This window comes from Polyangium sp. y55x31 (assembly GCF_029946505.1).
GTDB lineage: Bacteria > Myxococcota_A > Polyangia > Polyangiales > Polyangiaceae > Polyangium.
On record NZ_JARZHG010000022.1, the window covers coordinates 174,396 to 185,056 of the forward strand.

General features: G+C 65.1%; 11 protein-coding genes. 4 read left to right on the forward strand and 7 right to left on the reverse strand.

The window, feature by feature from the left end; translation table 11 throughout:
* Positions 1-55: 55 nt before the first annotated feature.
* From QHF84_RS31440 to QHF84_RS31465, 6 genes are all read right to left on the reverse strand, one after another.
* A complete protein-coding gene (locus tag QHF84_RS31440; protein ID WP_281317169.1) occupies positions 56-466 on the reverse strand; it encodes a hypothetical protein in 411 nt (136 codons plus the stop codon).
* A 37-nt stretch (positions 467-503) separates the two neighbouring features.
* Entirely contained in the window at positions 504-980 is a 477-nt protein-coding gene (locus tag QHF84_RS31445) for a VOC family protein (protein ID WP_281317170.1), read from the reverse strand.
* 99 nt (positions 981-1,079) lie between these two features.
* Positions 1,080-1,688, reverse strand: coding sequence for a hypothetical protein (locus QHF84_RS31450; protein ID WP_281317171.1), 609 nt, complete (start codon positions 1,686-1,688; stop codon positions 1,080-1,082).
* A 73-nt stretch (positions 1,689-1,761) separates the two neighbouring features.
* A complete protein-coding gene (locus QHF84_RS31455) occupies positions 1,762-2,676 on the reverse strand; it encodes a BRO family protein (protein ID WP_281317172.1) in 915 nt (304 codons plus the stop codon).
* Positions 2,677-2,991: 315 nt separating this feature from the next.
* The gene (locus QHF84_RS31460) at positions 2,992-3,738 is read right to left on the reverse strand and encodes a hypothetical protein (protein WP_281317173.1); all 747 of its coding nucleotides are present in this window, start codon (positions 3,736-3,738) and stop codon (positions 2,992-2,994) included.
* Positions 3,738-4,694 carry a hypothetical protein gene (locus tag QHF84_RS31465; RefSeq protein ID WP_281317174.1) on the reverse strand — a complete coding sequence of 319 codons (957 nt, stop codon included), beginning with the start codon at positions 4,692-4,694 and terminating at the stop codon, positions 3,738-3,740. The genes QHF84_RS31460 and QHF84_RS31465 overlap by 1 nt, the downstream gene beginning before the upstream one ends.
* Positions 4,695-5,618: 924 nt before the next feature.
* Here QHF84_RS31465 and QHF84_RS31470 point away from each other — a divergent pair.
* On the forward strand, positions 5,619-6,407 hold the full coding sequence (locus QHF84_RS31470; protein WP_281317175.1) for a hypothetical protein: 789 nt from the start codon (positions 5,619-5,621) through the stop codon (positions 6,405-6,407).
* Positions 6,408-6,423: 16 nt separating this feature from the next.
* Here the strand turns inward: QHF84_RS31470 and QHF84_RS31475 are convergent, their stop codons facing one another.
* The gene (locus tag QHF84_RS31475) at positions 6,424-8,274 is read right to left on the reverse strand and encodes a hypothetical protein (RefSeq protein WP_281317176.1); all 1,851 of its coding nucleotides are present in this window, start codon (positions 8,272-8,274) and stop codon (positions 6,424-6,426) included.
* Positions 8,275-8,357: 83 nt separating this feature from the next.
* On the opposite strand from QHF84_RS31475, the gene QHF84_RS31480 reads away from it, so the two are divergent.
* The 3 genes from QHF84_RS31480 to QHF84_RS31490 form a co-directional block, all read left to right on the forward strand.
* Complete coding sequence (locus QHF84_RS31480) at positions 8,358-9,275, forward strand: alpha/beta hydrolase (protein ID WP_281317177.1); 918 nt, start codon at positions 8,358-8,360, stop codon at positions 9,273-9,275.
* 149 nt (positions 9,276-9,424) lie between these two features.
* A complete protein-coding gene (locus QHF84_RS31485; RefSeq protein ID WP_281317178.1) occupies positions 9,425-10,255 on the forward strand; it encodes a hypothetical protein in 831 nt (276 codons plus the stop codon).
* A 162-nt stretch (positions 10,256-10,417) separates the two neighbouring features.
* A partial coding sequence (locus tag QHF84_RS31490; protein WP_281317179.1) for a hypothetical protein occupies positions 10,418-10,661 on the forward strand: 244 nt, incomplete at its 3' end.

Below are 10,661 nucleotides of genomic sequence, written 5' to 3' on the forward strand. Positions count from 1 at the left end.
TCGGTTCCCGCGCGGAGACCTTTCCGTCACCTCCGTGCGCGCAACGATTTCAGCATCAGTGGCGGCGTGGAGCGTCGTCCGCTGTAGGCTGAGGTTGGGCGGCGTGTTCGTCCTCCAAAAAAAGGACATCACCGCCACCGATGCGCGCTGCTCCCAAGCCGCGAAGCACTCGATACGCATCCGTCTGGAGCCGGATCTCTTGCCCCGTGAATGGGATCCCAAGAAGCCACATCACCGGGAAGTTCCACCAACGCCACTTGGACAGGTCCGCAGTGAATGTAATCGACAAAGGATGCTGGCCCTGCCCTCTGCGCATCGACAGTGCAAAGCTGGCCCTGCCACGACGGCAGATGAGCTCTGCTTCGCGTGCGTCGCTCTGCCACTGCGGTGGTCGCTCCACGCGAATCCCCGCGCCTTGCAATGCGTCAATGATCGCGTCCAATGGAGAATCGACCATCTCCAGCATGAGGGGACACGACATCTTCACCTCCACCCAGGTCCCGTCAACGCTCACGTTCCATGGGATTCTCTCGGGAGGCCTGCTGCCCGAGCTGTTGGGCGAGCCCGATGAGGATTCCTTCGGGACCCCGGATGTAGCAGAGCCGATAGATGTCTCCGTAATTGACGACTTCATCGACCACCGTCGCACCGAGCTTGCTGAGCCGGGCGAGGGTGTCGTCGAGGTCCTCGACGGCGAACATGACGCGCAGGTATCCCAACGAGTTCACGGGGGCTGTGCGGTGATCGGACGCGATGGCGGGGGCGTCGAAGCGCGAGAGCTCGAGGCGGCTGTGGCCGTCGGGGGTGCGCATCATGGCGATCTCGACGCGCTGGCCGCGCACTCCGGTGACGCGGCCGGCCCATTCGCCTTCGATGGGCATGCGGCCTTCGAGGATAAGGCCGAGTTCGGTGAAGAACGCAATGGCGGCATCGAGGTCTTCCACCACGATGCCGACGTTGTCCATACGCTTGACGGTCATGATGTCTCCTTGGCGTCTAACTGGGGCTTCTGCCGCGCGTGCGAGCGCGCAGCGCACCCACGCGTCGGTCAGCAAGCCCTTGTTGGGCCGCACCTGGCATCATCTGCTCGTGCTGACGCTCCCATTGGGAAGGACTTCTCTACACTCCGTGCCGTCTTGCGGCTCCCAGGTCTTGATCTTGATGTCGACTCCCACTTCCGCGCGCGACTGCACCTGGACACACGTGAAAGAAAATGACCCAATGTTACGCGGAGCGTCGTCAACAATGGCGCCGAAATAGTGCACGCGATGTCCATCCCGACGTCCCGTCGACGATACCTTATACGCATCGGTGAGGGCCTTTGCGCCGGTGGTCGCATATCTTCCGGGAGAGCAGACATCTTTTCGCACGACGGCAATGGTAACCGGATCCATCGGTCGCCATCGAATCTTGCCGGTCGCTCGCTGCAGCAAGTCGACCCACATCCTCGTATCTCTGTAACCTGAAATCTGCTCGAACTCACCGTAGGACGGCGTAACGATGGGCAGACTTACTTGAAGTTCGCCGCTGCCCACGAATCGCTCCGGAATCTCGGAAGTCGGCGTGAAGAACAGCGCCGCCCGCTGCTCCCAGAGATCCTCGAGGGGTTCGAGTTCCGCACGTGTAAACGGCGCCGGCTGACCTTGGTCGTCGTACATGCTTTCAAAGAGGTTCAGCCAGTTGCTCATGACGGGTACCCTCCACCTGTCATCTTACTCAGTCCCAGAAGTCTTCAGTGTCGCAGTGCCTCATCAGGGCGTGCTACTCACCGTCCTCGTCGTCGTAACAGCTGTCCGCCTCATCTTCCTCCGGATCCTTGGTGTAACCGGGGTCCTCGTTCGACATGTCGACCTCCGCGAACGCACGAAGAAGAAGCTCTTCCGCGCGGGCAGGATGGCTGAGCTCTTTCATCGTCTTGCCCGTCTTACGGAGGTCCTTGACAACTTCTTTGATCGGAGCCGCCATCGGCAGATCTTCCGGTGGAGTCCCTCCGATCTTGATCATCGTATCTCTAACCGTTCTTCCAACATCGAATGCCGTTTCCTCCAGGGCCCGCTGCCCGCGAACGTCCTTCTGCACAATTTTGTCTTCGGTTTGCGTGATGCGGAACAGATTGGCCGCGAGTTCGGTGCGCCCCATCCGATCCAGCAGCTTTTCGCTGGGGCGAATGCCCTTGAGGTGCTCCAAGTCTCGCAGGTTCATGTTGTACATTCCGCGGTACCCCGCATTCATGAAGTAGGCGTAGCTGGTTACGCCGTGCTCGTCCGCCGTATTTGACAACGACCTAATGCTGTCGGTCATCTTATCCCGAATCACGACTCGCTCGACATTTTCAGCCTGCGACGCGCTGTCATGGATAGAGTTGGCGAGCGACGCAAAGTAGACCTGAGCGGTGGCGACGAGAGGCTTCTGAGGGTCGCCATTCATCGCGATGAGGTAGCAGGCAAAACGCGTGAACCTGTACGAGCCATCGCGCTCAGGGACAAAGTCAGATACGGGCTCGATTTCGAGCGACAGGCACGCCTGCATCGCCCTACGCACGATCTTGCGGAAGGCTTCCTTGTTGGTGTACCCAAGCGCCTCCATTACCGCATCTTCGCGCCACGTATGAGTCTTTCCGATAGTCAGCGCGCTGTTCTCGAACGCATACTTGTCGAAACGCTCGATATTGCTCATATGGGCCTCCCGGGGAATTTAGCCAACCATCGCCTGGCGCGTGCGTCAAGGGCAGTACCAGGCCAGCGCCAGTGCGCCGCGCTCCGTGGGCTAGGCCCGGCGTCTGCACGAGTAAATCAAGTCGAGGAAGCCGCAGATGCGTGCGCCAGGAGGCGACGTGGGAGGCCAGGCCAGCGGCATATGCGGCCAGGCGAGCGTCCAGGGCAAGGGGGGCGGACGGCGCCTGACGTGTAACGGTGGGCGCCGCCAGCGCCGGCGTTTATATCGTCCGGTGGCTCACGCAACTCCCCGGGCTCGTCGGCGCGGGGGGCGTGTTTAGTTCCGGTTGTGCCGGAGCCTCATGTACTGCGCCAGCCCTGCACAGCCGCCAGCGATGATGTCCTGGGTCTGCTTGTTGAAGAAGCCGGGATCCACCGAGTCCAGATACACGACAGCAAGCGGATTCTGGTTGGCACCAAGGATCGGCACAGCCATCCACGCCCTGCGCTCGTGGTCCACCTGCTCCGCCTCTTCGCGGGTGAAGTGGTAACGCTCGATGAGTTCATGGATGAAGTCGGCGTGGTCGTGGCTCATGCGCTGCGCAACGACCGCCTTCCCAGTCATCGCTGCCCGGCCTACAACACCAGTGCGCAATGACAACTTATGCAGCGTCTTGGTGCCTCCGTTGCCGCCGACGTAATCCACGCACTGCTTCAGGTATTCGCCGTCCACGTTGTAGATCGTGAGCCGCAGCCTTTTAAGGTCGGCTTCGGTATCGCCGATTTGCCGCTGCTTCTTCACCACATGGTATAGCGTGAGGAGGAAACCGGCCAGATCAGATGGTGATTCCAGCGCGCTCTGCTTGTCGTCTTTGTGGCGGGCCTGCGCGATTTTGATGGCCGACACCGCGGCGGACACGAGGCCCGCGACAACCATCAGACCAAACCAGCGCGACGCGCTCGCGTTCAGCAGGGCCACCAGAATGGTGACGACGCTCGCGACAAAGGTGAGAAGCGCGGGTGCGAACTCGCGCGAGTACCAAGGCGTCCGAGAGACACCCGGAAAGGTGATGGCGGAGGCCATTACTTTGCGCCCTTGATCTTCTTGGTGAAGGTCGTCGCCTCAGCAACGCGTTTCTTCACTAGCTCAAGGTGCTCCTCGGCCGTCTCGATCAGTTTGTCCAGCAATGCGGGGAACTTCTCCACCGCCTTGAGCCGGACCTCCTTGCTGGCGTTGAGGAGGGGAGATACGCTCCAGGACCCGGAATCAAACTCGTAGCCACTTTCAAGAAGCAGACGCCACCCTGTCGCGTCTTTCCCAAAGCGAAGGTATTGCATCCATACCTCCTCGCTGGTTTCCTCCGGATAGAGGTCCACCGAGGCTGTTACACCGAGGTTGAGGGCGGCGAGCGCCTGCTCGGAGTCACGGATCGCTGCGTTTAGCGTGTCCGTCGCCGCGGAGAGCTCTGCACTCAACGCGCGAGCGCGCGCTAACTTCGTTTCCCACGGGTTCGTGGGGGACGGAGGTGGTGAAGAGATTGGGTCGCCAGCCGCTTGAATGGTTACGGTAGCCGCCTGCGGAGGGGCAGCCACTTGAGCAGCCTCGATGACCGTCTTCGGGACTCGAGCGGCGGCAATAATTACATCAGGCGGGGCAGTCGCTCGAGCGGCTTTGGCCTCCTTCAGAGGGGCATTCACTCGAGCGGCTTTAATGGCCTCCATCGGAGGGGCAGCCGCTTGAGCAGCCGCCTCGATGACCGCCTTCTGGGGGGCAGTCAGTCGAGCGAGAGGGGCAGCCGCTTGCGCAGCCTCTATGAGCGCCCTTTGGGAGGCAGTCAGTCGAGCGAGAGGGGCAACCGCTTGAGCAGCCTCTATGAGCGCCTTCTGGGAGGCAGTCAGTCGAGCGCCGGCGTTCGCGACGTCCGCGAGGGCCCTCATGCTTCCAAGCTCTCCGTTGAGCTCAGCTAACGCATGGGGCACCCCAGGTCCGCCCGACTGCTCCGGCATAGCCCGCGGCCCATGCTTCGAGTCTTTCGACATGGTTCTTCCCTCCGGGGCTTTCATGGCCCCAGCGGTCTCTGGTTCAGTGTCATCGACCGGGTTCCCCCGATCGCATCCTCTTTCATGGAGGATGACCTTGCGTACCTCGCCTGGAAGCGGCTGTCAACGCCCGTCTGCTACAGGACGAACCTACCGATCGGCGAGCTCGCGCAGGTACGAGCCCGCGGGCCTGCTCATCGGACGGCGCCTTTGGCCATGGAGATCAAGATGCGGGCCGCATCGCGCAGCCGCTCAGGTCCTTCCGGGACCGGCGCGCCTTCCAGCGGTTCGCATGCCCAGCAGCACTGTCCGTCTTCCTCGCGAACGCGCCGGAGCGTTCCGAGCGCTCGTCCTCGCAGCTCGACCCGATAGCCGAAGGCGATGCTGCGGAACCTCACGAGGCGGCTCACACGGGAACCCGCAGCTCGACGTGAGTGACGCCCTCGCGCGGAGAATCTCCGCCATCGGGTCTCCCGTTCGGATCTGGACCAGCGTCACGACGTCCTGTTCTTCGAGACGGATGAGCGCCGGAAGCACCTTCCCGTCCTCTACCGCTCCCGAACCCGCTCCCCGGCAGCACCTTCCCGTCCTCTACCGCTCCCGAACCGCTCCCCGGGAGCACCTTCCCGTCCTCCACCGCTCTCCAACCCGCTCCCCGGCAGCACCTTCCCGTCCTCCACCGCTCCCGAACCCGCTCCCCGGCAGCACCTTCCAGTCCTCCACCGCCCTCCAACCCGCTCCCCAGCAGCACCTTCCAGTCCTCCACCGCTCCCGAACCCGCTCCCCGGCAGCACCTTCCGCTCCTCCACCGCTCCCGAACCCGCTCCCCGGCAGCACCTTCCAGTCCTCCACCGCTCTCCAACCCGCTCCCGAGCATCACCTTGCCGTTGTGTGCACCCTTCGTATCCGGCTACCGTAACCGCCATGCGTTTTCTTCATGAACTCACGATCGGTGAGATGATCACCATCACGGAACAGTGGACGGGCGATGGGAAACCGGTGTTCCTGGCCATCCCGGAGCTCGTGCCCTTCCTGCCTCGTGTCCAGGAGGACCACGCCGCCCTCGTCGGCGCGCGCGGGGGCAGCTCTGCGGAGACTCCCCTGCGCACGCTCTCCGACCAGGCCGACACGCTGGATACGCGCCACGATCACCTCCAGCGCGCGCTGCACTTCGGAATGAGGAGCGCGCGGGAGGCGCTGCTCGGCCAAAACCCGCCGAACGTCGCGCTCGCCGACGCGATCGACGTCGCCCTGGAGAAGCTCCAGCCTCGCGGGCTCGATATCGTCAAGGCCTCCTACGAGAGCGAGGCGGGCAACGCCGCGCAAATGGTGAAGCTCGCAGAGACGGAGCTCGCCGCGGTGCTCGCCCAGGTGCCCATTCTCGACGGTGTCTCGGCGCTCGATCTCGTCAAGCAAATCGGCGCGGTCGGCACGGCGCTCGGGGCGGTGGAGCAAAAGAAGTCGGTGACCGCGGCGGCAGCGGCGAAGGAAGATGTCACGCCTTCCGAGGTGCGGCGACGCATGCGCGCGTGGGTGGATACCGTCGAGCTCGTGCTCGGCGCGCTCACGCGGACGAAGGTGAACGAGGCGCACGTCGAGCAGATCCGGAAGCCGGTGGTCGATGCCGCCGAAAAGGCACGCGGAAGGCGCCTGGCGAAGCGCAATGCAGCGGGGAAAAAAGGCGAAGGCGCCCCGAGCGAACCAGGCAACTGAGAGGGGAGACGTCCCCTCACCGCGCCCCCAGCGCATACGAAAACGCCGCTGAAGTCCGGAACATCCACGCATATCGCCGATAGGGCCGCAGCATCCAGTCGTCCGGGCTCTGGAAAAGCTCGCCCGCGAACGTCTCGTAAAGCCCCGGCGAACCCAGAACCACACGACGAAACCGGGGTTCCGGCTCGCCGAGCAGGCGCGCGAATGCGTCGGCCCAGGCGAGCGCTCCCATCACGTCCGCCGCGTGCGCGGCGCCGTCGTGATCGGTGTGCGTGGAGCCGTCGGGGCGAATGAGGTAATCGGGCGTGGCGCGCCGCGCGCCGTCCGGCTGCGCTCGCACCTTCGAGGCCGCAGCGAGCATGTTTCCCATGCGCACGATGAACCGCGCAATGCGCGGGTCCTCCCAGGACGAATGAACGCGCACCATGGCGTCGACGAGGAGCGCGGACATCCAGGGAGAAGCGACGAGCTCCTCGCCGGCCTCGTCCGGATCGTGTTGCGTGCCGAAATGGTAAAGCCCGCCGTCCACGACCTTCCCGACCCGCGCGAAGAGACCACCGGGGCGGCTCTGATCCTGATGCCAGAGCAAATCCTCCACGATACGAACGACCCGCGCGCGGTCCTCCTCCCGCCCCCGAAGCTCGAAGGCGATCGTCGCGGCGAGCAGCTTGAACGCCACGTGCCTCTCCGTCCACGCCTCGCGCATACGCTCGCCCGTGCTCTTGCGAACCGGTAAATACGCGGGTGACCAGCGCGAGGGCACGTCCGCGAAGGCCGCGACCACGGCGTCGAGTTTATCGAGGATGCGCTCGTCCCCCGTCAGCCAATGCATGAGGGCGAGGCACTCCACGTACGAGTATTTCGGATCCCAGGTGGGCTCCTTGGCCGCGTCTTTCGGATCGGGCCTCGGCTTGCGCCACGAAAAGAAGGCCGCCTGATGCCGCGCATTCGCCGAGGGATCACCCCGATGTTGCCGCGCGAGGACGAGGAGCCGCTCGTAAAAGACCGACGCGCGCACGGCCTCGCGCAGCACGCGCGCCGACCCGCCCCGGAGGTACAGGACGAACATCGCCGACGCGCGGTCGTAGAGCCATGCCTCGCCGTTGTTGTCGAGGTTCGTCCGGTAGGGATTGTCCCCCACCGGTTCGTTCAGGAGGCCGTAAAAATAGTTTTTCTGTGCAAAGTCGTAGACGAGCGGCCACGGCAGGCGCTGGCCGTAGAGGAGCGCCGGGGGATCCATTTCCTCGCCGACGCGATCGTCGAGCGGCACGAACGGCGTGCGCAAGGCCCCTTGCGAGAGGAGCGACTTCGGCAGGACGACGTAAACCTCGGGCTCGGTCACGAGATCCTCGGGCGCGAAGCTGCCTTCCGTGACGGAATGAAATCCCCGCCGCGGATCGACGAGGTCGGGCACGTCACGCGTGCACTCTGCGGTGCCCCATTCGACGACGACGGACTCGGGCGCCGGGGGGCTCGTCTGGAAGGTATGCGTGAGCTGGATCCGCGCGACGCGGACCCAGCGCCCGGAGCGATCGGGATCGGTGATGTGCCGATACGGGGTGAGCACGTCGACGTGCGCGGGAATCTCGACGCCTTCCCGGAGGATACGCACGGTCGAGAGATCCGCGCGCGTCAGCGATTCCGGCGGCAATGGGAGGCCGAACGTAACGAGATGGGGCCCACCCGCGCGCACGCCCGGCGCAGGCACGAGCGTCGCGGAGATACGGCCGGAAGGGGCGCCGGGCGCATGAAACGTCCGGGAGGGCAGGAGAGGCGCGCACGCGAGCGAAGAGACGCCGAGGAGCACCACGGCGAGCGGTTTTACGCGCCGGAAGGAAGGTAGCCGTGACGGAAAGTGCTCGAGCATGATCCCCTTTGGATGCCGAAGGAATGCTTGACATCACGGGCGAATGAGATGTCTTTAGGCATCCGCTGGCCCCGAGGACGACGATGACCGAACGTTACGCCATTCCGCCCGTCTCCACGATGACGCTGCCCGATGGCCGTCGCCTCGCCTGGTACGAATACGGCGAGCCAGCCGGGCGCCCTTGCGTCTACATGCCGGGGAGCCCGCTGTCGGGCGTCGCCGGGCTTCTCTACGACGAGGTGGCGCGCGCGCAAGGCATCCGGCTGATCTGCCCCGACCGTCCGGGCCTCGGGAAGAGCGATTTCAAGCCCGATCGCGTCCTCGTCGACTGGGCCTCCGATGTCGGGGCCCTCGTGGATCACCTCGGCGTGGATCGATTCGCCGTCCTCGGCGAGTCCGGAGGTGGTCCGCACGCCCTTTCCGTGGCGCACGGCCTGCGCAATCGGGTGACGCTCACCGTCCTCCTCGCCTCCCCCGGCCCCATGGCCGAGCCCTGGTACCAAAAAGCGCGCCTCGTCCGAGGTTTGAATCGCCCATTGTTCTGGCTCGCGGTCCGCTCGCCGCGCCTCTTGCGGGTGATGATGGGTCGAATGATGGCGCCTTACCTCGGGGAGCGCGGATTCGACAAATGGATCGAGAGCACGCGGCGAATGATCAAAAAAACCTCTCCGGACGCGGAGCTCCTCACGAACCGACGGCTCCAGGTGGCGGGGTTCCAGGGGGCGACGGAGGCGGCGCGGCCGGGGCCACGCGGCGGCGCGGACGACTTCCGCGTGCTCGCAAGCCCCTGGGGGTTCGCCGTGGAAGACGTGATCGCGCCGGTCGTGTTGTGGCATGGCACGCGTGATGGCAACGTCCCCGTCGAAGTCGGTCACGCGCTCGCCGCGCGGCTGCCGAGCTGCGTCCCCCATTTCGTCGAAGGCGCGGGGCACTCGCTCGGGATACGCTGCGCGGACGAGATCATCGCCGCAGTCGCGTCCTCCTTCCGATCGACACCTTGACGCGGCTCGCGGCCGGGCGGATCATGGCCTACCACCCCCATTTCAGGACGGAAACGATACCGATGCGCCGCCCCCTCGCGATAGCTCTTGCCCTTGCCTTCAGCGCAGCTTCGTGGACCACCGCGGCCATTGCCGACGTCGTCCACGACATGCCTATCACGTGTCCGAGAGGCACCGAGAAGCACCTGAGCCATAACGGTCCTTATTGCGTCCCGCCGCTGCGCGCGGATTGCCCGGCCGGGTACGTACCGAGGGTCCGCCACTCGACGTCCTATTGCGAGGCGCCTCCGCCCACGCCCTGCCCGAAGGGCCTGCACTGGGAGTCGGACGGGCCGGACAAGGGCACGTGCTGGCTGAACGACCGCTGCGATAACGTGGGCGAGGCGTGCTCCACGGGCAAGTGTGAAGAGCTCTCGTTCTGCATCGAGCAGCGGCACATGCACCGCTACGTGATGCCCGTCGCCCACGGCACGTGTCGAACCCAGGCCGATTGCGCTGGGACTCCGGGCACCACGTGCGAAAAACGATTGACCTGCACCGACCCGGCGTCGCGGAAACACGAGGCCGCGCGCATCGAGGCCGCCAAGAAAGTGCCCGCGAGCGCCGTCCCCGCGCCGTACGAGGCGAGCTACATGAACGGGGCTCCGCCGCGATATCGTATCCTCAAGGAAGGCCAGGCCCTCCCGGCCTTGCCCGACGTCCCCGAGCCGCCCGACGATACGCCGAATACGCCCCCTGCCCCCGAAGAACCCGAGGACGCCGGCGCGACCCCCACGCCCGCCGATACGGGTCCCACCGATACGGGTCCCACCGATACGAAGCCGGTCGACGCGCTGCCGACGTCGCCCAAACCGCCGAGCAGCGGCGGATGCGCGGGATGTGAGGTCGGCGGCTCGGATGACGACATGATCGGCTGGGCCGCGCTCATGTGCATGCTCGGCGTGGGAATCGCCCTGCGACGCAAGGGTGGAGGAGGCTGACGAGCGTTCCGCGGGCCAGATCACACGAACGCAACGCGTAAACTTGACGCAGAGGCCGCTTGCCACGTCCGTTAACACATCGTAACATCCGCCCTAGCGGACGTCGCGGCAGAGGTCGCTTTACCTTCCTTGCCTCGTGTTGGGACGTCGAGGAGCGCTTGCATGAAGAATTCGCGAACAAGCTCGGTTTTCGCCCTGGGTTTCAGCTCGTTGCTCGCCGTGGTCGCGCTGGTCGGCATGACCGGTTGCGGCGACGACGAGAAGACGGGTGATACGACGTCCAGCAGCAGTGGCTCGGGCGGACAAGGTGGCGCCGGCGGCGGCACGGGCGGCGCAGGCGGCACGGGCGGCGTCGGTGGCGAGGGCGGCGGCACGGGCGGCGCGGGCGGCCAGGGCGGCGCCGGCG

Coding starts and splice junctions, on each gene's coding strand:
- QHF84_RS31450 (WP_281317171.1), bottom strand. CDS start 1,688: ATGAGCAACTGGCTGAACCTCTTTGAAAGCATGTACGACGACCAAGGT.
- QHF84_RS31465 (WP_281317174.1), bottom strand. CDS start 4,694: ATGTCGAAAGACTCGAAGCATGGGCCGCGGGCTATGCCGGAGCAGTCG.
- QHF84_RS31460 (WP_281317173.1), bottom strand. CDS start 3,738: ATGGCCTCCGCCATCACCTTTCCGGGTGTCTCTCGGACGCCTTGGTAC.
- QHF84_RS31470 (WP_281317175.1), top strand. CDS start 5,619: ATGCGTTTTCTTCATGAACTCACGATCGGTGAGATGATCACCATCACG.
- QHF84_RS31480 (WP_281317177.1), top strand. CDS start 8,358: ATGACCGAACGTTACGCCATTCCGCCCGTCTCCACGATGACGCTGCCC.
- QHF84_RS31445 (WP_281317170.1), bottom strand. CDS start 980: ATGACCGTCAAGCGTATGGACAACGTCGGCATCGTGGTGGAAGACCTC.
- QHF84_RS31475 (WP_281317176.1), bottom strand. CDS start 8,274: ATGCTCGAGCACTTTCCGTCACGGCTACCTTCCTTCCGGCGCGTAAAA.
- QHF84_RS31485 (WP_281317178.1), top strand. CDS start 9,425: ATGCCTATCACGTGTCCGAGAGGCACCGAGAAGCACCTGAGCCATAAC.
- QHF84_RS31440 (WP_281317169.1), bottom strand. CDS start 466: ATGCTGGAGATGGTCGATTCTCCATTGGACGCGATCATTGACGCATTG.
- QHF84_RS31455 (WP_281317172.1), bottom strand. CDS start 2,676: ATGAGCAATATCGAGCGTTTCGACAAGTATGCGTTCGAGAACAGCGCG.